Source organism: Desemzia sp. FAM 23989 (assembly GCF_045528345.1).
In the GTDB taxonomy this organism is placed as follows: Bacteria; Bacillota; Bacilli; order Lactobacillales; family Carnobacteriaceae; genus Desemzia.
The window spans coordinates 21,567-42,345 of the sequence record NZ_JBGQQT010000014.1 but is presented as its reverse complement, the minus strand read 5'-3'; the positions used below and the strand labels follow the sequence as shown (position 1 = coordinate 42,345).

The window sequence follows — 20,779 nt, the reverse complement described above, 5'->3', positions numbered from 1 at the left end:
TTTAGGAGTCTGCACCAAGGTGTTCACCTGATTTTCCATCAGCAGCCCCATAGGTCGGAGGAAATTTCTTTACCAACATTAGAAGATGAAGAACCAAAATAAGGTACAGAATCTCTCCATAAGATAAAAAAAAGAAGCTAGAACATTTTGGTTCTAGCTTCCCGTTTGCTTTATATAGTTAACTGTATATATTTTTAAACGATTCTTTTAGTTCTTTCTTTCGTCATCTTCGATCGTTTTGCCGCCAGCATCTTGGTACTCATCGTTGTAATAAGCATCACTTTCTGGTTGTTCTGTGTTTTCTGAAGGTGATTTTTCTTCTTTTTCTTCTGCATTTAAAGGTGATAGTGCGGGTTTTTCAGTAGATCCTTCAGTATAGCCGGTATTTACTTTATCAGGATATTCATGCGTTCCTTCATCTAAAGTAACGCTTGTTTCATCGCCTGTTAATTGCGGTGCTTGTTCATCATCCAAACGATTATTATTTTCATTGTTATTCATAATATCCGACTCCTCGCCTTTATTATCTTTTAATGCATCGTCAAAGTGTTTATCTTCTCGAGAAGATTGAGCTTTGCTGGGATCAAAAGTCTCCTTGTCGCCAGGAGCAGGCTCATATTCTTCTTTCATTTCTTCTCTAGTGTTTTCTAATGACTCATCCTGGTGATTGGAGACTTTTTTGATGTCACTAGATCCATTATCTTCAGCAACATCTTTGATATTTTTTGGCACTTCTTTATTGACCAATATTAGAATCTCGCCATTTCTCAATGCTTCATTATGCCTTTGAGCTTCTGCATCCTCAACACCATATTCAGTCAGTGGACTATGAGACTCATTTACATCATAATTGCCAAAGCTCAACATCTCTTTAGCTTTATCCCAGAAAGACAATCCTTCGTTCGGATCAACTGCATCAACTTCAATTAATGACATATCGTCTAATTCTTTTTGATGATTAGAGTTGTTATCTGTAATGACAACAATTTCCTCTCCCTTATATCCTTCATTCAACAATCTTTCTACTGCTGCTAATACTTCTTTTGAGCTTTGATAGGTTCCTTCTATTTTTCTTTGCATGCTTCTCACGCTCCAATTTATTTTAGAAACTAGTTGATTGTTTGAACATAAAACAGTTGTCCTGTTTTCAAAATAATCATATCAAAAACCTTTAGTCTGTTCAAAGAAGATGACTTACAACACCAATACAAGTTGCATCTCTGTTCAGTGTGGAGGACGCCCTTTTTAGTTTTTTATCTTGGAAAGAATAGGTAGTAACACATCTTTTTACTTTTGCGTTATTAAAAATGTAAGCAGTCATGACAACCTTACAACACTAATCAAAGGAGGAAGACCACATGCAAAAAGAATGGAGCAAAGGAGCTATCGAAGTCTATTTTGAAGATATTGAGAACGAGGATTTTATTCGTCGAAGCTACCCAAATATTATTGCAGATGTAAATGAATCTCAAGTAGCTGAATTTACAGATGCTATCGAATCTTTGTCTGAATTACCGCTAGGACATACAGTGATTGTAGAAGAGTATAAATATACTCGCTAAACCAACTCAATTCATTAAAAGGAGGAATAAACAATGACAAAAACATTAGAGCTAAAATTCAGCACCAGTGCTGGTAAAACTAAAACAATGAGTGTGAAAGACCCTATTCTCGATCTATCCCCAGAAACTGCTCAACAAGCTATGGATAAAATCATTCATTTGAATATGTTTGATATAGATGGGGTTAATCCTTACGCGGGAAGACTTTCTGCTCGTTATGTCGAACGTATCTTAACAGATATTTTTGAAACTGAATAATGACCATTTGTTAAAGAAATAATGAGTCCTGAATAAACTCGTCCCTACAACAGGCTGGACCAATCAATATTGGTCTGGTCTTTTGTCTTTAAAAAGCTGCTCTAAGCTGATTTACTTTATTGCTTATATGAACAGGAGGAAATTATGACATATCCCATAGAAAAGCAACTTCTTAATCTCAAACAAAAACCGTTAAAAGACATTCGCTTTATTATCGCCCACGAATCAGGAAACCCAAAAAACACAGGGCCAGACGCTTTAAAAAATGAAATCCAATATATGTCACGTAATGCTAGGGAAGGCGGAGCCTATACAAGTCATTGGGTTGGAGCTGGAGGAAAGATCGTCCAACTGGCTCAGACAAATCTTATGCAATACGGTGCTGGTGCAAATGCCAATCCTTATGCTTACGCTCAAGTTGAACTAGCCCGCACAACGGACAAAGAACAATTTAAAAAAGATTACGCTGCATATATCTGGCTATTGAGAACACTGGCTGCGCAAGCTTCTATCCCAATAACCTTGAATACGGGAAAAACACTTAAAGATAAAGGGATTAAAACTCACCATTGGGTAACCCAACATTTAGGCGGAACCACTCATACAGATCCAGACAATTATTTAGCTGATTTCGGAATCTCTTTAACTCAGTTTGCTGCTGACGTTGAAAAAAAGACAAAGCCTAAAGAAGAACATATTGTTGATTATCTCACCCATATTGTCAAAAGAGGCGATTCGCTTTGGGGAATAGCAAAAAAATATGCTACTACAATCAGTTGGTTAAAGACTGTCAACCAGCTCCCTTCTGAGGTGATTTATTTAGGTCAGGAATTAAAAATCACCCAACAACAACTGACATTGAATAAAACGCAGATTATCCAACAAATCCAACGGACTGTCGGCACTTCGCCTGACGGTTCAGCCGGGCCTGATACTAAAAAAGCGATTCTTCAATTGTTTCAACGGGCTGTCGGTTTATACCCAAGCGGTATCTGGAGCGGTGAAATATCACAAACGGCTCGTGCTCTTTTACCGAATGACGAAGGTTGGGACGTTTACGCCGTCCAAGCAATGCTTTATTGCAAAGGATATACCAATGTGGGCTCCTTAGATAAAAAATACGGTCCTAAAACAACTGCCGCCATCAAACAATTCCAAAAAGATCACAATCTGAAAAATGACGGCAATTGCGGTCCTAAAACTCAAACAAAACTTTTTAATTATTAAATGTATTAATGTAAAAAGCCAAGAATCAAGGCTTATCCTTGATTCTTGGCTTTTATATTGTATGATTTTTCCAAACGATTCATCAAAAGTCATATTGTTTATATAAATGATTGATCGCTTCTTTTGATTTTTCCAGATTTTCCAAGCTCGATTCATAATAATTGGTGACATAAGCATAAAACAATATATCAATGGCATACATTTGTGTCAATAAAGAAATGGTCGCCCCGCTTCTTAACGGGGGTTCTTGTGCAAAGGCGGTTTTTAAAGCTACATCTGTTTCGTGGCTCAATGTATTTTCTGTATTGCGGGTAAGTGAAACGGTCTTGAGACCAAATGATTTAGCCATTTTAGTTAAGGCAAGTACTTCTCCTTTTTCTCCAGCATTTGAAATCCCCAAAAATAAAGCGTCTTTATCCGAAGCCGCCAATGATGTAGCTAACACATGCTGATCCTGTATAAAAATAACTTTTTTTCCAATACGACTAAACTTCTGTTGAAAATCTTCTGCTACAATACTTGAAGCCCCCAGACCAAAAGGATAAATAACCGAACTACTGTAAAATAATTTAGTAGCACTAAAAACAACCTCATCAGCTAACGTATTGTTGGTTTCTTTGAAGACATGGTTTGTATTGACGAGCAATTTCTTTTTGATTTTAGCCAACTCTTCACCAGGCAGAATATCTGTATATAAATTGTCATTGATTCCTTGCAAATCGGCTGAAAGCTGCAATTTTAATTCTACAAAACCCTTCAGCCCGATCGAGTGGCAGAACCGAATAACTGCTGCTGAACTAGATCCTGCTTTTTGAGCTAGTAATGAAGAATTCATATTAATAATAGAGGCCGGTTCTTGCAAAATCAATTCCGCGATTTTCTTTTCAGACAAAGGTAAAGTACCCTTTTTCTCTTTAATGTTTAATAAGATATTATTTAACATGTGTGTGCTCCTTTTAAGCAATCTTACTTAGGTCAATTTTAGTTGAACAAATCTGACTAAAGGAAAAAGGCACCTAAACTGATCACAGCTAGTTGCCTTTTAGTCTTCCTTTTATAGTATATAGATTAACTGATTAATAGTCGACTACTGTTTCACCATCAATTTCAGTTGTCGGTAATTCAGTTGGTTCCATAGCTTCTGCAGGTACTCCAAAGAAGTAGGTTGCTAAGAATCCACCAGCATATGCTGCTAATAAACCTAGTACATAAGCCCACCATAATCCATCAGCGATCAACGGAATCAAGGCCACTCCACTTGGTCCAATAGCTGTGGCTCCAACTCCACCGATCAATCCGATGACAGCTCCACCGATTCCTCCACCAATACAAGCTGTAATGAATGGACGACCTAATGGTAATGTTACTGCATAGATCAATGGTTCACCAATTCCTAAGATACCAACTGGTAAAGAGCCTTTGATCATGTTCGTTAATTGTTTGTTTTTTCTGCATTTTGCCCATAATGCGAAGGCTGCTCCAACTTGACCAGCACCAGCCATAGCCAAAATCGGTAATAGCAAAGTAGACCCTTGTGAAGCAATCATTTCAATATGAATTGGCGTCAAGACTTGGTGTAGTCCAAACATAACCATCGGCAAGAACAAAGCCCCTAAGACGAAACCAGCAAATGCTCCACCAACATTTAAGACCCAAGTGATTGCACCTACGAGAGAAGTAGAGACAAAACCAGCGATCGGCATGATCAAGAAGATGGTAATCAATCCGATTACCAGTAAAGAAATCGTCGGAGTCACAATAACATCTAATGAATCCGGAACGACTTTGCGCAAGTTCTTTTCAACGATAGACAATAGCCATACAGCTAAGACGACTCCGATGACCCCGCCTTGTCCCGCTGCTAAAGGTTCACCAGTAAAGATGTTGGGTAATGGAGCTTCTGGAGTCATACCGGTTAAGTAAATGATTCCCCCGACAACTCCTCCAAGTCCTTCCGTAGCTTTAAAGACTTTAGCAGCATTGATACCAATATAAATGTTTAGATACGTAAATAGTCCGTTTTTGATGATATTTAATACTAAGACAATATTTTGCCAAGTTGCTGCATCGATAGCTTCAGCTGTCATCAAGTTTTGGAGTACAGATGCAATCCCGCCAATGATACCAGCTCCAACAAATGCAGGAATCAGTGGTACGAATATATTCGCAATTGATTTTAGAGCACGCTTGAATGGAGTATTATTGCGTTTCTTTTGTTCTGATTTAGTTGCAGCTGCTTTTCGTTCTGCTTCAGCTCTCCCTGAATTTGTGCCTGTAGAATCGACTTCAGCGGGACGCCCTTTTTTCATTTGAGACATTTGGTTCGCTACTTTAGTAACGATTCCAGGGCCTAAAACGATTTGTAGAGTATCGTCTTCTACGACCCCTAATACACCATCTACTTTTTTCAAATTATCGATATCCACTTGATCATAGTCTTTGATATCTAAACGTACACGAGTCATACAGTTGATGACATTCCCAACATTACTCATTCCGCCAACTTGATTGTAGATGTCTTTAGCTAATTTTTCTTCTTTTGCATTTGCCATTCTTTTTTTCCTCCTTTATATGTGTTTTAATTTATTGTTTTTCTAACAAAGCCTTTTGCTTCCGTTAATTTTTGTTGCGCTTTATCTTTTGCAGTGTTCGTTAAAACCATAACAATAGCGACTTTGACTTGTTGGTCAGCAGCCTCAAATGCTTCTGCAGCGACTTCATAAGAACATTCCGCAGCTTGCATAATGATTCGTTTTGAACGTTCTACTAATTTTTCATTAGATGGTTTAACATCTACCATCAGATTTTGGTATACTTTTCCAACGCCGATCATTGAACTGGTAGATAACATGTTCAACACTAACTTTTGCGCTGTTCCAGATTTCAGTCTTGTAGAACCGGTCAAAATTTCTGGTCCTACTTCTACTTCAATCGGCAATTCTGCATACTTGCTGATTTTTGCGTTCTTATTGCATGAAAGTGAGGCTGTAACGGCTCCTACTGCTTTAGCATACGTTAAACCGCCAATGACGTAAGGTGTTCTGCCGCTTGCAGCGATTCCGATAACAATGTCATTTTCATTCAAATCAATAGCTTGCAAATCTTCTTTTCCAAGAGTCTGAGAATCCTCTGCTCCTTCAACTGCTACTGTCATCGCCTTCATTCCACCGGCGATCAATCCTTGTACCATAGTGGGTTCTACACTAAACGTTGGGACACATTCAGCAGCATCCAATACACCTAAACGTCCACTGGTTCCAGCTCCCATATAAATCAGACGTCCGCCTTTTTCAAAACTAGCCACAATCGCTTCAGCTGCTTTTGAAATAGAAGGCAATTCTTTTTCGACTGCCGCAGCTACTTTTTTATCTTCTTCGTTCATTAAGTGCAAGACTTCGCTGGTGGACAGCTCGTCCAAATTCATCGTTTGTTGATTTCTGGTTTCTGTAGTTAATTTATCTAAATTCAATGTCATTCTCCTCTTTTTAACCCTTTAATTCTTTAACTCAAATTGACTACCGGCAACACACCAGTCTAATAATGACAAATCTTCTTTTTTGATTTGAGCTACCACGTTTACTTTCTCATCTGCCGGCAATTCATGGACGACTACTTGAGTTTCTCCCATATAACGTTGGTATCGATTGTTATCTAACGTTACCGCTCCTCTAAATCTGCTGCTTGTTTCATGTGGTTCTATTTCAGTTATCTCTTTAAATCGCGCGTCAGCACTTCTCAACACATCTTTTGCCGGATCCCATCGGTTTTGATGTTTTCCTAAAATACGCTCGAAATACGGCGAGTGATTGATTGGTTCGACATGAAAAAGAATCGTGTCTTCTTGTATATAGTGTTTAAACTGTTCTAACGTTACCGCCGAAATCGTGGGATCCCCTATATAAACAGCATCTACTGCACAATCTTTAAGTGATTCCAATGCTGCTGCTAAAGGGTGCAGTTCTCTATGGTCTTCTAAGGTAGGCAAATGTTGGAAAAGCGGTCCTCTTAGTTCTTCATCTCCAGACACAAATGATGCCACCGTAAAACCGATTTCATTTAGCCACACGTTTTTTTGCTGAAACACTTCTTTTGCTAAGCCGGTTTCTGGCCTTGGATAATAATTGTGCATGGCTGTCATTTTATGGAAATTGGCTCCATACTGGACTAATTCTTCCACATCCTTCTCCGTAATCGTACTAGCATTCAACGCTATGTCCAAACTGTTAGACATAAACGCAATTTCTTGGTTTGTGAATCCATAGTCTACTCTCAACCCCGTAAGACCAATATGTTTCAATTTCTCTAAAGAACTTGCAGAATGTATCGAAATTCCTAATTTTTCTAAGGCACCTTTAGAGATATCCGCAATCAGCTCCATGTCCCATTTTTTGACTAATGATGCTAAATCCGTTAATCTCTGCATGTACTGATCTGCGTCTTCTTCTGGAATATGCAATGACGTAAAAACACTCGTAAACCCTGCTTCTTTCATTTCTTTTAAATATTGTTTTTTATCTTCAGTTAGGTCGATGCCTAAAAATACAGATAATCCAAACATAGCATTCCTCCTTACAGCGTTTTCTTTTTCAACACCATAGTACCACATTGAAATTTTATTTCAACACGTTTTTTTAATTATTTATAGATATACCAATATTTATTAAAATTTATTTAAACCATGATATAACATCAATATAAGTTAGATACCACGTAAAATATGTATTCGTTTTATTTTTTTATTTTATATTCGTTTCGATTTTTAAACTTCACATCAGTGTGTTATGATAAAATTAAATTTCATCACAGGAGGAATCACAATGCCACAACTTTATTTTGTTCGTCATGGAAAAACAGAATACAATCTAGCAGACCGAGTTCAAGGAGGGGATATCGATTCTCCCCTTTTACCAGAAAGCAAGCAAGATGCTATAAAGACTGGACTAGCTTTACAGATGGAAACTATTCCGCGTGTCATTGCCAGCCCGCAACATCGGGCTGTAGAAACGATGGAGTTGATTACCAATCAATTTCAACACCCATTTTCTGTTCATTTCACAGAAGAATTTCGAGAATTCCGTTACGGTGACTGGGAGGGTGCTTTTATTCCGGAGTTAAGAGAAAATTATCCGGAAATGTTTTATCATTTGCGAGAAAGACCGGAATTATACAACCCCACTTCTATAAAAGGGGAAACCTATAGAGAATTGATCAAACGTGGAACTGATGTAGTTCATAAAGCTTGTACGGCTTTTCCAAATGAAGATATCTTGTTTGTTGGCCATAGCATCACAATCACGTGTACCCTATTGTCATTACTTGGAAAAGAAATAAAAGATCTCCGCTCTGCTCCTCCATTAGACAATACCAGTATTTCAATATTGAATTATGAAAAGGACACCTTCCATTTGGACGCTTGGAATAAAACCAATCATCTTCATTAGTTCACTGAATCAAGCAAAACCACATTCTAATATCGAATGCAGCTTTCCCTGATTTGTCAAATATTCGTAACATTTGCTTCTTGATCCCATCAGCTTTCATTTGTTTCCGTCATCATACAAAACAAAAGTTTCAGAACCACCAAAATCTAATCTTATAGAAGAAAAAAATATGCTATACTATATAAGGGAATTTAAGCAAAGCTGAATTTTTGTTAAATATACGATAAAGACGCCGGTCTTTGTTTAGGAGGATGACCGTTAATTGAAAGGAGATAAAGACGCAGTGATTGTATTGGCAGGAATGATTGGATCAGGAAAAAGTACTTATACCGCTATGATTTCAGAAGCACTGGGAAGCGAAGCTTTTTATGAAAGTGTTGATGATAACCGTATTTTAGAAAAATTTTATGAGGACCCTAAACGTTGGGCCTTCTCATTGCAGATTTATTTTTTGAACACACGTTTCAGAAGTATCAAAGCAGCTTTCCAACACAAAAACAATGTATTGGATCGCTCAATCTATGAAGATGCTTTATTCACTCGTATCAACTATGAAGAAGGAAATATGAGCGAACCTGAAATGGATACTTATCTTGATTTGTTGGATAACATGATGGAAGAATTAGACAGCATGCCTAAGAAGTCTCCTGATTTGTTGATTTATTTACGAGGGTCTTTAGATACTGTTTTAGAACGGATTGAAAAACGCGGTCGTGATTTTGAACAAATTGATAAGAATGCAGGTTTATTAGATTATTACAAACATCTACATGGCCAATACGATGAGTGGTTCAACAGTTACGACAAGAGTGCTACTTTAACGATCGATATCGATCACTACGACTTAGAAAAACCAGAACATGCTGAAGCTATTTTAGATATCGTAAGACAACGCTTAGCAGAAGTACGTGAAGAAGCTGTTTTGGCTTCCAACGGTACAAAATAACTCAGCAAACCTTAAATGATGCTGAACTAAAAAAGTACTACTTTCTCTCTTTTTTGGAGATGAAAGTAGTACTTTTTTATGTAAGTTTAATTTTTTGATCTCACTATTGAGATTATTCTGTTATATTTTTTCAAATTGTTGGCTATGGAGACCACACAGATTCCTAGTTGGTGATGGTGGCTAGTAAAGGATTAGGTAGATTAGATTGAGACGGTATACTTCATGACTTAACCTTTAGATACCAGCTTTTTGTTAAGTAGAGCCTCAATACTTCACATTCTAACACTGTGATACCAGCTTTTTGTTAGGTAGGCCCAAGTATCCTTCTCTATATCACTTATATACTGACTGGCCCATCAAAATAAACAAGGACCTAAAGGCAAATAATCCAACTTCTTCAGCAAGAATTAAATAAAAAGCAAGATGCATTCCCAAATTTATTGGTTGAAAATTCCAATAATTTTACGAATGCATCTTTTCTAGAGACTTATCGTCTCAGTACCTTTATTATTTCATTCAATTGGCCAGGCTGATGTCAAGAATCTGTCTTCTCTATCCAAACACAACCTAATGTTTGAGAAGCCGGAACAATAGCAGAATATTTGCCGTGATTATCATAGGCTCTAAAGTACAACTTTCTTTCTTTATTGTATCCATATGCGTAAACCAGCAACCAATGATTTTTGTACTTGCTGCCGAATATTTTTGCAGTACCTACTGCCACCGGTATAGGGTCTTCACGGTTAAGCAGTTCCACTACTTTCCGTTCCGAGACGAAACTCATCTTAACGTTTAATTCTGGTATATCTTTTAGCACATAACTCAAACCTAATCGTAGATCCCAAGGAAATGTCCCTTTATAAGGGAAGCGATCATCCACAACCGTTCTCAACCCTGCCAATAATTTTTCTTTAGACAATTCTGCACTGTAATGATGTATGAACGTATCGTCTACTAATGCAGCGCTCACATAAGTCCCACAAATACCGGGTTTTTCTCGATTGATCCATTTTTGATATTTCTTAAATCGTATTGGCTTTAATCCTGTCCATGTTGTAGGGTAAGAAGGCTTTTTTACTTTCTCCATACATATTCCTTTCTTTATCGACCGTTTACCTAAATATACCATATTGATTCCTAAAGTAAAAACGCCTCTTTTAGGCTGAAAACACAAAAAAGTTTATTCACCAGCAGTCCTTGCAGAACGGCCAATGAATAAACTCCTTCTTTTTTATGCTGCATAAGAGCGGCATAGTTCTGCACATTCAAAACAAACTTTCGCACATCTTTGGCAGTGGTCGTGGTCGTGCTTGTCGCATTCTTCTCCGCAAGCTTGGCAAATAGTTGCACAAAGCTGAATCAATTCTTTTGTTAGTACACTTTCACGGGTAACATAAGTAGACACTAGAGCACAAATATCTGCACATTCTCTATCTGTACGTATACAATCCACCATCATTCCCACATGCTCTTCTTCCAAACAGGCATCAAAACACTCATTACATACTTGTTGGCAATCAAAGGCTTTCTGCGCAATTTCTTTCAGTTTCGTATCCATCTCTATCTCTCCTCTTCGTTATGTTTAACCATTTTTAGTATAAAACTCTCGCTAAACAGCTGCAAACAAAACGCTTCCTCCATAGATTAAACACAAATAAGAGCTATCTACATATAGTAGAAAACTCTTATGGATGATAATACTTTTAGTTTTGAGGTCTATTTGCTTCGATATACACTTTTAATTCCTCACGCATTGGCAATCCTTCGTTATCTCCTTGATTCTGCACTTGCAGAGAGCCGATTGCATTAGCACGAACTGCACTGTTTTCCATGTCCAATCCATCTAGGTAACCACTGATGATCCCGACTGCAAATCCATCTCCAGCTCCAACCGTATCAACCACTTCTTTTACTTTAAAGCCTGGGACATTTTTCAATTCTTCCCCTCGTTTTTTAATGAATGCACCCTCTGATCCTGTTTTAATGACGACATATTCCACGCCCATATCTAAATAAAATTGAGCAATGACATCTTTGTCATTGGATCCCGTTAGAATTTTCCCTTCAGCAATACCGGGAAGTACAACATTTGCATAACGAGCCATGTTATTCAATACTTTAATCATCGTTTCTTCATTTTTCCATAATGCCGGACGCAAGTTAGGGTCAAAGGTAATAAAAGTCCCTGCTTCTCTTGCTTTTGCCATCAAATGATACACAGCTCCACGAGTGATTCTGTTCACTGCAGGCGGAATTCCCGTAACATGCAGCAACCGAACATCTGTAAAATCAAGATCCATCACGTCTTCTATGGAAAAGTTGGAAAATGCACTGCCTTTGCGGTAATAAGCCGTAACAGGATCTCCTTCTTTCGTTTTGTTTTTCAGCATGATACCAGTATTGCAGTCATCGTCGAAAGTAATATGATCTGTCCCAATGTTCTCGCTTTGAAGATATTTGTAAATGTATTAACCAAATGGATCTTTTCCTAATTTAGTCAGGAAATTAACATCGTATCCTAATCGAGCTAAACCAGTCCCCACATTAACTTCAGCACCTGCGATTCCTTTAGAGAAAGATTTCCCTTCTTCCAGTTCGCCATAATCATTTGCAATAAACATCCCCATTGGTTCTCCAATTAATATTACATCGCTCATACTTTTATTCTCCATCCTTTAATGTTGTAGACTTGCGTATTTTCAATTCTCCTGGCAGTTCTTTGTATACCACAGTGTTCTCTTGTTTTTCTTTTTTGATTTTATCAATGAGCAATGCTCCGCTTTCTTTGCCCAATTCATATGAATTTTGGGCGACCGTCGTAATTCCCGGGTTGACAATAGAAGCAGATACAATATCATCGAACCCGCAGATTCCATAATCTTTCCCAATTTGTTTTCCGATTTTATTGATTTCCTTTAAGACATTCATCAATATCAATCCATTTGTCGCAATCAGGACACGTGGTTCTGGAAGTACGAAAAAGTCCTTGATGGCATCCCTTAGTTCTTCCGCATTTTCTTTGTTAGTCGTGTAAGTATTCAGTTGAACTTCCTCATGTTCTTTTAAAACATCCTGTACAGCCTGAAGTCTGTGAAGCTGTACCGTGTTAGATTCAATCGTTGGTGCCAAATAACCAATCGATTTAAATCCTTCTTCAAGTAAATGATGAACTAGCGCTTTACTCAATCCATAATTATTTGATGTGATGCAATCCAGGCTTTTGTCGGAAGTGTTCTTATCCAATAAAACAATCGGAATTTCCTCGTTTTTTAAAGATGTTAAATAGTCTTCGTTCATTCCAACGGTATTTATAACTAATCCGTCTACTTGATTGTCTATAAAACGCTGAATGTGTTTTTGTTCTTGTTCTTTAGATCCGTCTGAGACTGCAATCATCAAGGAATAGTTGAGTTCATTTGCTTGATCAGACAGTCCTTTAATGATGGTGTTGGAAAAAGGATTCTCAATATCTGCTATCACAGCTCCTAACAACATACTCTTTTGTGATTTTAAAGAACGCGCAATATTACTCGGACGATAGTCCAATTCCTTAATGACATTTTCAATCGTCTGTCTTGTGTCTGCAGACATATAATCAAACTTCCCATTTAAATAACGAGAAATCGTTGTTCCACTAACATTCGCTGCTTTAGCAATATCTTTTAACGTGACTTTCTTTTTGGCCATTCGGATACGTCACCTGCTCTTTTAATTTGATTAATTAGTTTATCGGTTTAGTTAACCGGTTTTAGAAATCGTTATCATATAATTAAAGTTTAGTCTTTCCTCTTCCTTTTGTCAATGGCGTTCTTCAAAGAAGCCTAGGAAATGCATTAGTTAGAGTTCGCCCATGCTGGGCGAACGAAAAAAGGCTGAGATCAACTCTCACCCTTTCTAGATAGCTTCTTTAATTGTTTTATCCATTTTAATTTGCTCAATAGGAAAAACTCGATGAAGATTTAAATAAATGAAATTCATCATCGGGGCAAATATGAGGGCTCCGATAATTGTTCCTTCCCGAATAAAAAAAGAACCGTTGAACAACAGTGACAACAGTACGGACGCAACAATGATAAGGACATCTGCTCTTTGTCTTATTTCCCCAAAACTGGCTCTGGTATTTTTACTTAACACCATGCACAGTGATTCTAGTGGAACACTGATAAAATCTAAAGCCGTGCATAAACCAACTCCTAATGCAGCAAATAAATTTCCTAGAACTAAGAAGAGTATATTCATATAGTATTCTTCTAAAGTAATTAAAGGCAGTACAGAATAAATCATGACATTCACTACTTCACCAATCAACAAAGAGAGAGGTATTTGCATCAATTGAAAAAGTTTAAAATCCTTTTTTTGGATGAGCATTTGTACAAAAACAAATGTAACGTTGACCAGAATAGAAACCGTTCCCACTTTAATCGTTGTTAATTCACTAATTCCGCTGTTTAATGCATCAACTGCGGAAACGCCAATAGCTGCTTTAATAGATAAACTTGCGCCAATCCCAATTAACGTAACACCAAACATGACACAAATGATATTGCTCAGGAATTTTTTCGTCACTGCTTTTCCTCCCATTTCTCCATATTAAATAGAACTATACTTAAACTCATCGTCTAATGCAAGAAAGCTTTCGGAAGTTCACTCAATATTCTTTTCTTTAAATGTTTGGAATTATCCAGATCCGCTAGTGCTGCTTTTCGAATCAGGTCTTTTTTCGGATAGAAAAAGACACAATTGTTTTTACGTTTCAAAAAAAAGCAACTGCAAATCTTGCTTTACAGTTGCTTCTACCTAGTTAATTAATACTCATTCAAAACAGCTTTCAATAAATTAGGATAATTGGTGATTATGCTGGTTACTCCAGCTTCAATCAAGGGTCTCATATGCTTCTCTTGATTGACTGTCCAAGTATTGATCTCTAAATGATTGTTTTTAATATTCTCCAGTACTGCAGAATTTTGCAACATAAAGAACCCTGGATGGACACACTCTACCCCTAAGTCACGAGTGTACTTGCCAAAATCAACAATCCAGTCTGCAGACAGTAGCCCACATTTAAGTTTAGGATCCAACTCCTTTATTTTTTGGATCGTATAATGGTTAAATGAAGAAAAAAGAATAGAATCTTTCACGTTGTATTTTTGTACCAAATCAACGACTTTTTCTTCGATTCCAGGATACTCGAAAACATTGGTTTTCAATTCAATATTCGTTACTAACTGTTTATCCCTTGCCCACTCTAAATATTCTTCCAAGGTAGGGATGAGTTCTTTTTTAGAAATATTCGTAAATTTGTTTGCTGCATTTAGTTGGCGTATATCATTAAGAGTCATATCTTTTACATAGCCTTTGCCATTTGTCGTCCGATTCACTGTTGTATCATGAATCACTACCAATTCTTGATCTTTTGTTAATTGAATATCCAATTCGATTCCATCGATTCCTATTTCAAAGGCTTTTTGAAAAGCCAGCATGGTGTTTTCTGGGTATTTCCCACTAAAACCACGATGAGCAAAATTTAAAGGTTTCATTTACAATTTTACAACTCCTTCCTATAAACTAGTATAATAAAATTATACTATAACTGCGTTCAAAATTTATTATTCTTGGACAAATGCTTTTTTCAGCATCTCCATAAAATAAATGAATAGCAAGCATAACCCACTTGGTAAGAACATGCGTTTTTTAAATTATTAATAATTCTAGCTAAGTGAGTCGTCGCTAGCTTAATCATCAAAAAACTAAAACCCGTATCAATCTCCTCGTATTTTGAGACAGCCTTTTTCCAACTTTTAAAGATTAAAGCTACAGGTAATATTTTTTTACGACCGCTAATTCTTTATCTAATTCATAAATTAACGGTTGTCCTGTCGGTATCTCCAGCTCCATGATGTCTTCATCAGAGATTTCTTCTATATACTTTGCCAATGCCCGCAAAGAATTTCCGTGGGCAGCTACTAAGACTGTTTTTCCATCTAAAATGGCAGGTGCAATTTCATCTTCCCAAAATGGAATGACTCGAGCCAAGGTAGTTTTCAAATTTTCTCCCATAGGAACGATTCGTTTTTGCAAATGAGAGTACCGACGATCGTTTAAAGCGGAATGAGGATCATCCGGTTTTAAAAGCGGCGGCAACGTATCGTAAGAACGACGCCATAGCTGAACTTGATCAGCACCATATTTTTCAGCAGTTGCCGTTTTATTTAGTCCTTGCAACGCTCCATAGTGACGTTCATTTAAACGCCATGTCTTGATTTCCGGTACCCATAATTGATCTGAATCCTCCAACACAATATGACAAGTCTTAATTGCCCGCTTCAAAACAGATGTAAAAGCTAAATCTATTTCAATGCCTGCCTCTTTTAACTTCACCCCTGCTTCATGAGCTTCTTTCAACCCTATTTCACTCAGACCGACATCGACCCAACCGGTGAATTGATTTAGTGCATTCCACTCACTTTGCCCGTGTCGTATAAAAACGATTCTACTCATCATTACCCCTTCTCTCAATAATTGATCTCTATCTTCATTCTAACCCTTAAACGCAAGAAAATGCACATAGAAAGCATTATCTAACGAATAAAGCCTGAACAATCTTTGAGGTTGTTCAGGCTTTTGCTGGATATATGAGATTCAGGACCCGGTTACGGGGATGTTACGCATTTACAGCTGTTGTTTTTCCTAATTCCTGTTTTAAATATTTTGCCAATTCCAACATAGCAAATTTACCCGCTGTTACTTCTGCGTCTGCATTGTAGTTCGTATTGGTATTGACATCATAAGCATAGGTTTGACCATCTTCTGTTTCAATAAACTCAATAGCGGCTACATCAATCCGTTGTTTTTTTAAAAATGCTTCATACAGATTGATTTGCTCTTGTGGCAATCCGTCTTCTTTGATATTGAATTTATTGGGTGTTAACATTTCCGGTTCTTCAGCTGGACACATTTCTGTTCCAATTGGAATTTGGCAATTATCTGCTGGGCAAAGTTCAAAACCATCACTAGAGTCTACTTTGACAGCGTAAAAGAATCTTCCACCAATGAATTCTGAACGAACAATGTGTCCATCAGCTGGACGTATATATTGTTGGATCAAGCTGATTCCATCAATTGAATCCTCAAATTCAGGTCCATACACATAATCTTTCAAATCTTGAATGGTGTACATTAAACGAACCCCTAATCCTTTACCCGCACGATTGTGCTTAATGATAAATGGGAAACGATTCATTTTTTCTGCTGCTTGAATAATATTTTCTTTTCCAACAGCTCCAATAGTTTCTGGAGTAGTAATACCATTTGTTTTTAATGCTAAATGCTGTTTTAATTTGCTGACTTCAAGCTCAATTGCTCCGGTACCATTGATGACGGTAGCTCCAAAACTTTCTAACCAATGCAATAAGTTGTCCGTCAACTCAGGAGCATAACGATGGCCACGAGTGTGCGAAGAAGCACTCATTCGGTTGTAAAAAATGCCTTCTGGTGGAGCGGTTTGAATATCTACCATCCCCTCTGATAAATCCCAGTTTTCGTACGGTACGGCTAATTCATCAAGACGAGCCGTCAAATGTCTTGTCCAATCATCATTTTCGTGAATAATGTATACTTTTTTCATGCTAAAACACTCCATTTCCTATTCTCTATTATGCCGATTTAACGGATTTTTTTCTACTTGACAGCTCAGCCGCTTTGAGCTGTCCTTCAGTTTTCGCTATCACCACTGGAGCTAATGCATTCCCTACCACATTTAAAGCCGTCCGACCAGCGTTTACAAAGAAATCTATGGAAACCAATAACGCTACCCCTTGAGGAGGCAGGCCTAATTGTGTTGCCGAAGCTAATAAGACAACCACTGCTCCAGAAGGTACAGCGGCAATACTTTTAGTGATGATGGTCAAAAACAACGTCAATACCATAAAATCTGTCACATTCAATGTTGCTCCATATAAATTGACGACAAACATAACAGCCATACTAGTGTAAACAGCCGCTCCTCCAAGATTGAATGAATACCCTAGAGAAGTAACAAATGAGGCAATAGATTCTGGAACTCCGAATTTTTTAAGACGTTCAATCAAAGAAGGCAAGACAATACTGGAACTTCCTGCTGAAAAAGCCAGCAAAGATAAATCGCTCGTCTCTTTCAATAATGAAAAATACGGCACTTTAAACAACAAACCTACTAAAGGATAAACTACAAAAGCTACTAACGCATAAGCAATGTATGCCCACAACACAAACTGACCTAATGAAAGTAAGTTTCCTACTCCATATGCAGCTACATCATATGCTAAAAAGCCGAATACTCCAATAGGAGCAAGAGCAATCGCATAGTTGACCATTTTAAACATTGCCTTAGACCAAGCATCAAAAAAAGTAATAACTGGTTTAGCTTGTTCGCCAATTGCAACTAACGAGACTCCTAAAAAGACACCGAAGAAAATAATCGGCAATAGATTTCCATCTGCAAAAGCTTGAAATACATTACTGGGGATAATGCCCAATAAAAAAGTTCTGAAATCAATACTGTTTGCTATTCCATTTAACGTTTCCGTACTAACCGAATCTACTAAAAAGCCGCTGCCTACATCGCTCCATAAACCGATCAATAAGGTCATCACAATGAGAGCTGTAGTCACAATAAAAAAGTATCCAAATGATTTCAGAGCTATTCCGCCGAATCGTTTAGCTTTGCTGATCTCCACGATTGCCAAGACGATCAATGGGAAGATCAATGGTACAATCACCATTTGAATCGAGTTCATAAAGATTGTTCCTAAAAATTCTGTTTCCGTTCCTAATTGGGGACTAAAGTACCCTGCTAAAATCCCGATTACCGCTCCTATTAAAACCTGTACCATCAAACCAGGCTTTTTGATTCTTTTGACTTTCTCCAATACACTCACTCCTATTCTTCGAAAATAAAAAAGCACATGAGAAATGGTTATTCTCATGCACCGTTATTCTACCTATTTGGTTTAGCTGAAAAAGAATACAGTTTTCCATTGAAAACCGCATCACTCAATAGTACGTTATTTACATACTATGGATATTTAACAGAAAGAAACCGCATACGATGATAACTGGTGACATGAGTTTTTTGAACAACATGAACAACAACAGTTTAACATCAACATTTGGTTTCCTCCTCTTTGTATAGTATTTTTTGAGTTTTATTTCTAGATCAAGTGCGCACTTAATCGAAACTGAAGTTATCATAACAAACGAAAAAAACTCTGTCAACAGAAATACTCTTTGTACCACGTCATATGCATGAAAAATACTTTCTCTCAAAAATTAAAGTCTTCTTTTTAAAACGTTCTCTTAATAAGTAGGGGCGGCTCTATGGGGTGAAATTTCCTCCGGAATGGACGGGTTTGCTTGCGGAAAGCCATGGGACCGTCTGGAGCCTGCAGTCTTCAGACTTTCAAGCTTCAAACGAGTCACAGCTTAAAAAGCGTGTCTAAGTATTTCGGGAAGTTCAAAGAAAGCAGGTCTTTCTCATAATGAAGACCGAAGTCTTCCACTTCACTCAGCAGATAGAAAATCTCATTCATGTCGCCCACCTCCGCATTTTTCTTTTAGCATACCAGAGACGAGAGGATTCGTAATTCTATTTTTTATTTAAATTTTTTCATGCGTATGACGTGTCTTTTTACGACCAGACCGCAATAGTTGCTGTCGATATATCAAAAGGGAGTATCCCATTTTGATATACGCCCTTCCCTTTATCTTTTTTCTAAACTCTCATACTCGGCAACTATTTTTGAAATGAGCTCTTCATCCGTTAATTTCGTCACATGGCGAACCACTTCAGCAACCGTATTTTCCGCAAATAGTTGGCTTAATTCTTGACTTTCTTCATCATTCTCATCGCGGTAACAAAAAGCTTTCGCTACTGTCTGGATCAATGCCTCTACATTTAATTGACGTTCATAGGCTTCACGAATCGGTTTTATGAATCGTTCATCATACCCTAGTTTTCGAATAGGCGTTCTGCCTACTCGGCTAATGTCATCCGAAATAAAAGGGTTTTTGAAACGGCTTAAAATTTTGTCCATGTATTGTTGGTGCTCTGTTGCATCAAAGTTCCATTTTTGGATCATCAATGCTCCTGTTTCGTTCAGTACACTCTTCACATCTTGTAAGACGGCTTCATCTCTCAAAGCCTCATCAATCATGTGATACCCGGCATATTTCCCATTGTAGGCTGTAGCAGCATGACCTGTGTTTACTGTAAGCAATTTTCGCTCGATGAAAGGATTTAAATCTTTGACATAATGAACCCCCTCAATCTGTAACGCTGTATTTTTCAATTCCTCACTGTCAACTACCCATTCTTTATAAGGTTCGACAGTAACGCTTAATACATCCTCATGAGTCTGAGCTGGAACGATCCGGTCAACGGCAGCATTTGGAAATCCAATGTAACTCTCCATATAACTTAGATCTTCTTCTGTTAAGTGCTTAGTCACTTCTTCTTTTAAAAAGCTGCTGCCCCCTATCATATTCTCACAGGCAATGATATCCAATGGTTGTGTACTGTTGCTCTTTTTTCTTTGTTGAATTCCTTGAGCAATCAAAGGTGCGATATACGGCAGAACTTTCGGACCAATGGCCGTAGTAACAAGATCTATTTCGCCAAATAAATCAACAACTTCTTCAGGATTTGTTCCATTATTGATACCATAAACTTTATCAATTTTCACTGTTGATTTTTCTTCTTCAGCCAAATGAATCGTGTAGGAATTATGTTGGTTCAACGCATCAATAATGTCTTTATTCACATCTACAAAAGCAACGGTAAATCCGTTTTGATTTAAAATTTCTCCAATAAACCCTCGTCCAATATTACCTCCACCAAAATGTATAGCTTTCATTTAATCGATTCCTCCCAACAACTGAACGATTTCACTTTCCGATTTCGCATCAGCCAGTTTCACTACATTCTCAATTTCTGAGCAGTACACTGCAATTTGAGATAAGATATCCAAATGTTCATCACCGACTCCAGCAATTCCAAAAACGATGGTCACTAATTTATCTTCATCTGGTTTTCCAAAATTGACTCCATTTGGAATTTGTACTACAGAGATCCCAGATTTTTTGATGGATTCTTTTGATCCATCTGTTCCGTGAGGGATCGCAATAAAGTTGCCCATATAGGTAGAAACGGTTTGTTCTCTTTCCAACATAGAGTCAATATAGCTTTCTTCAACATATCCTCCTTGTACCAGTAATTTCCCTGCTGCTTTAATCGCCTCATCCTTGCTTTCAACTGTCTGATTTAATAACACGTTCGTTTCGTTTAAAATACTCATCTACTATTCTCCTAT

At 37.5% G+C, this 20,779-nt stretch carries 20 protein-coding genes and 1 pseudogene; 5 read left to right on the top strand and 16 right to left on the bottom strand.

Going from position 1 to position 20,779, the window contains the following annotated elements; translation table 11 throughout:
- Positions 1–207: 207 nt before the first annotated feature.
- Positions 208–1,080, bottom strand: coding sequence for a hypothetical protein (locus ACEN36_RS08925; RefSeq protein ID WP_407126404.1), 873 nt, complete (start codon positions 1,078–1,080; stop codon positions 208–210).
- Positions 1,081–1,358: 278 nt separating this feature from the next.
- Between ACEN36_RS08925 and ACEN36_RS08920 the strand changes: the two genes are divergently transcribed.
- From ACEN36_RS08920 to ACEN36_RS08910, 3 genes are all read left to right on the top strand, one after another.
- Positions 1,359–1,562: a hypothetical protein gene (locus ACEN36_RS08920; RefSeq protein WP_407096938.1), complete on the top strand. Its 204-nt coding sequence runs from the start codon at positions 1,359–1,361 to the stop codon at positions 1,560–1,562.
- Positions 1,563–1,595: 33 nt separating this feature from the next.
- Positions 1,596–1,820, top strand: a complete 225-nt coding sequence (locus ACEN36_RS08915; RefSeq protein WP_407096937.1) for a DUF2922 domain-containing protein — start codon at positions 1,596–1,598, stop codon at positions 1,818–1,820.
- Between the two features lie 144 nt (positions 1,821–1,964).
- Positions 1,965–3,047 carry a peptidoglycan-binding protein gene (locus ACEN36_RS08910; protein WP_407126403.1) on the top strand — a complete coding sequence of 361 codons (1,083 nt, stop codon included), beginning with the start codon at positions 1,965–1,967 and terminating at the stop codon, positions 3,045–3,047.
- Positions 3,048–3,129: 82 nt separating this feature from the next.
- Here ACEN36_RS08910 and ACEN36_RS08905 read toward each other — a convergent pair whose 3' ends face one another.
- The 4 genes from ACEN36_RS08905 to ACEN36_RS08890 form a co-directional block, all read right to left on the bottom strand.
- A complete protein-coding gene (locus ACEN36_RS08905; protein WP_407096935.1) occupies positions 3,130–3,990 on the bottom strand; it encodes a MurR/RpiR family transcriptional regulator in 861 nt (286 codons plus the stop codon).
- A gap of 133 nt (positions 3,991–4,123) precedes the next feature.
- Positions 4,124–5,599, bottom strand: a complete 1,476-nt coding sequence (locus ACEN36_RS08900) for a PTS transporter subunit EIIC (RefSeq protein WP_407096934.1) — start codon at positions 5,597–5,599, stop codon at positions 4,124–4,126.
- A 26-nt stretch (positions 5,600–5,625) separates the two neighbouring features.
- Entirely contained in the window at positions 5,626–6,522 is an 897-nt protein-coding gene (gene murQ / locus ACEN36_RS08895) for an N-acetylmuramic acid 6-phosphate etherase (protein ID WP_407103173.1), read from the bottom strand.
- 18 nt (positions 6,523–6,540) lie between these two features.
- The gene (locus ACEN36_RS08890) at positions 6,541–7,605 is read right to left on the bottom strand and encodes a DUF871 domain-containing protein (RefSeq protein ID WP_407126402.1); all 1,065 of its coding nucleotides are present in this window, start codon (positions 7,603–7,605) and stop codon (positions 6,541–6,543) included.
- 259 nt (positions 7,606–7,864) lie between these two features.
- Here ACEN36_RS08890 and ACEN36_RS08885 point away from each other — a divergent pair, with 259 nt between their 5' ends.
- Both ACEN36_RS08885 and ACEN36_RS08880 read left to right on the top strand, forming a co-directional pair.
- Entirely contained in the window at positions 7,865–8,488 is a 624-nt protein-coding gene (locus ACEN36_RS08885) for a histidine phosphatase family protein (RefSeq protein WP_407126401.1), read from the top strand.
- Between the two features lie 262 nt (positions 8,489–8,750).
- Positions 8,751–9,434, top strand: coding sequence for a deoxynucleoside kinase (locus ACEN36_RS08880; RefSeq protein ID WP_407096930.1), 684 nt, complete (start codon positions 8,751–8,753; stop codon positions 9,432–9,434).
- Between the two features lie 535 nt (positions 9,435–9,969).
- Here ACEN36_RS08880 and ACEN36_RS08875 read toward each other — a convergent pair.
- The 11 genes and pseudogenes from ACEN36_RS08875 to ACEN36_RS08825 all read right to left on the bottom strand — a co-directional run bounded on the left by ACEN36_RS08875 (position 9,970) and on the right by ACEN36_RS08825 (position 20,764).
- Positions 9,970–10,521, bottom strand: coding sequence for a dihydrolipoamide dehydrogenase (locus tag ACEN36_RS08875; RefSeq protein ID WP_407096929.1), 552 nt, complete (start codon positions 10,519–10,521; stop codon positions 9,970–9,972).
- Between the two features lie 144 nt (positions 10,522–10,665).
- Positions 10,666–10,992, bottom strand: a complete 327-nt coding sequence (locus ACEN36_RS08870) for a four-helix bundle copper-binding protein (protein ID WP_407096928.1) — start codon at positions 10,990–10,992, stop codon at positions 10,666–10,668.
- 145 nt (positions 10,993–11,137) lie between these two features.
- Positions 11,138–12,091: pseudogene (locus tag ACEN36_RS08865) on the bottom strand (sugar kinase).
- Between the two features lie 4 nt (positions 12,092–12,095).
- The gene (locus ACEN36_RS08860) at positions 12,096–13,121 is read right to left on the bottom strand and encodes a LacI family DNA-binding transcriptional regulator (RefSeq protein WP_407126400.1); all 1,026 of its coding nucleotides are present in this window, start codon (positions 13,119–13,121) and stop codon (positions 12,096–12,098) included.
- 207 nt (positions 13,122–13,328) lie between these two features.
- Positions 13,329–14,000, bottom strand: coding sequence for a YczE/YyaS/YitT family protein (locus ACEN36_RS08855; protein ID WP_407096926.1), 672 nt, complete (start codon positions 13,998–14,000; stop codon positions 13,329–13,331).
- 239 nt (positions 14,001–14,239) lie between these two features.
- Positions 14,240–14,971 (bottom strand): glycerophosphodiester phosphodiesterase, encoded by a 732-nt coding sequence (locus tag ACEN36_RS08850; protein WP_407126399.1) that lies wholly within the window; start codon positions 14,969–14,971, stop codon positions 14,240–14,242.
- 274 nt (positions 14,972–15,245) lie between these two features.
- The gene (gene gpmA / locus ACEN36_RS08845) at positions 15,246–15,932 is read right to left on the bottom strand and encodes a 2,3-diphosphoglycerate-dependent phosphoglycerate mutase (RefSeq protein WP_407096924.1); all 687 of its coding nucleotides are present in this window, start codon (positions 15,930–15,932) and stop codon (positions 15,246–15,248) included.
- A 163-nt stretch (positions 15,933–16,095) separates the two neighbouring features.
- On the bottom strand, positions 16,096–17,058 hold the full coding sequence (locus ACEN36_RS08840) for a RimK family alpha-L-glutamate ligase (RefSeq protein ID WP_407126398.1): 963 nt from the start codon (positions 17,056–17,058) through the stop codon (positions 16,096–16,098).
- Between the two features lie 28 nt (positions 17,059–17,086).
- Positions 17,087–18,349, bottom strand: a complete 1,263-nt coding sequence (locus ACEN36_RS08835) for a dicarboxylate/amino acid:cation symporter (protein ID WP_407126412.1) — start codon at positions 18,347–18,349, stop codon at positions 17,087–17,089.
- An 822-nt stretch (positions 18,350–19,171) separates the two neighbouring features.
- A complete protein-coding gene (locus ACEN36_RS08830; protein ID WP_407096921.1) occupies positions 19,172–20,323 on the bottom strand; it encodes a mannitol-1-phosphate 5-dehydrogenase in 1,152 nt (383 codons plus the stop codon).
- Positions 20,324–20,764 carry a PTS sugar transporter subunit IIA gene (locus ACEN36_RS08825; RefSeq protein ID WP_407096920.1) on the bottom strand — a complete coding sequence of 147 codons (441 nt, stop codon included), beginning with the start codon at positions 20,762–20,764 and terminating at the stop codon, positions 20,324–20,326.
- Positions 20,765–20,779: the final 15 nt, after the last annotated feature.

Excerpts from the sequence above, each read along its gene's own strand:
- ACEN36_RS08925 (WP_407126404.1), bottom strand. The coding sequence starts at position 1,080 with ATGCAAAGAAAAATAGAAGGAACCTATCAAAGCTCAAAAGAAGTATTA.
- ACEN36_RS08840 (WP_407126398.1), bottom strand. The coding sequence starts at position 17,058 with ATGAAAAAAGTATACATTATTCACGAAAATGATGATTGGACAAGACAT.
- ACEN36_RS08915 (WP_407096937.1), top strand. The coding sequence starts at position 1,596 with ATGACAAAAACATTAGAGCTAAAATTCAGCACCAGTGCTGGTAAAACT.
- ACEN36_RS08905 (WP_407096935.1), bottom strand. The coding sequence starts at position 3,990 with ATGTTAAATAATATCTTATTAAACATTAAAGAGAAAAAGGGTACTTTA.
- ACEN36_RS08900 (WP_407096934.1), bottom strand. The coding sequence starts at position 5,599 with ATGGCAAATGCAAAAGAAGAAAAATTAGCTAAAGACATCTACAATCAA.
- ACEN36_RS08910 (WP_407126403.1), top strand. The coding sequence starts at position 1,965 with ATGACATATCCCATAGAAAAGCAACTTCTTAATCTCAAACAAAAACCG.
- ACEN36_RS08825 (WP_407096920.1), bottom strand. The coding sequence starts at position 20,764 with ATGAGTATTTTAAACGAAACGAACGTGTTATTAAATCAGACAGTTGAA.
- ACEN36_RS08860 (WP_407126400.1), bottom strand. The coding sequence starts at position 13,121 with ATGGCCAAAAAGAAAGTCACGTTAAAAGATATTGCTAAAGCAGCGAAT.
- ACEN36_RS08920 (WP_407096938.1), top strand. The coding sequence starts at position 1,359 with ATGCAAAAAGAATGGAGCAAAGGAGCTATCGAAGTCTATTTTGAAGAT.
- ACEN36_RS08890 (WP_407126402.1), bottom strand. The coding sequence starts at position 7,605 with ATGTTTGGATTATCTGTATTTTTAGGCATCGACCTAACTGAAGATAAA.
- ACEN36_RS08875 (WP_407096929.1), bottom strand. The coding sequence starts at position 10,521 with ATGGAGAAAGTAAAAAAGCCTTCTTACCCTACAACATGGACAGGATTA.
- ACEN36_RS08830 (WP_407096921.1), bottom strand. The coding sequence starts at position 20,323 with ATGAAAGCTATACATTTTGGTGGAGGTAATATTGGACGAGGGTTTATT.
- ACEN36_RS08850 (WP_407126399.1), bottom strand. The coding sequence starts at position 14,971 with ATGAAACCTTTAAATTTTGCTCATCGTGGTTTTAGTGGGAAATACCCA.
- ACEN36_RS08885 (WP_407126401.1), top strand. The coding sequence starts at position 7,865 with ATGCCACAACTTTATTTTGTTCGTCATGGAAAAACAGAATACAATCTA.
- murQ (WP_407103173.1), bottom strand. The coding sequence starts at position 6,522 with ATGACATTGAATTTAGATAAATTAACTACAGAAACCAGAAATCAACAA.
- gpmA (WP_407096924.1), bottom strand. The coding sequence starts at position 15,932 with ATGAGTAGAATCGTTTTTATACGACACGGGCAAAGTGAGTGGAATGCA.
- ACEN36_RS08870 (WP_407096928.1), bottom strand. The coding sequence starts at position 10,992 with ATGGATACGAAACTGAAAGAAATTGCGCAGAAAGCCTTTGATTGCCAA.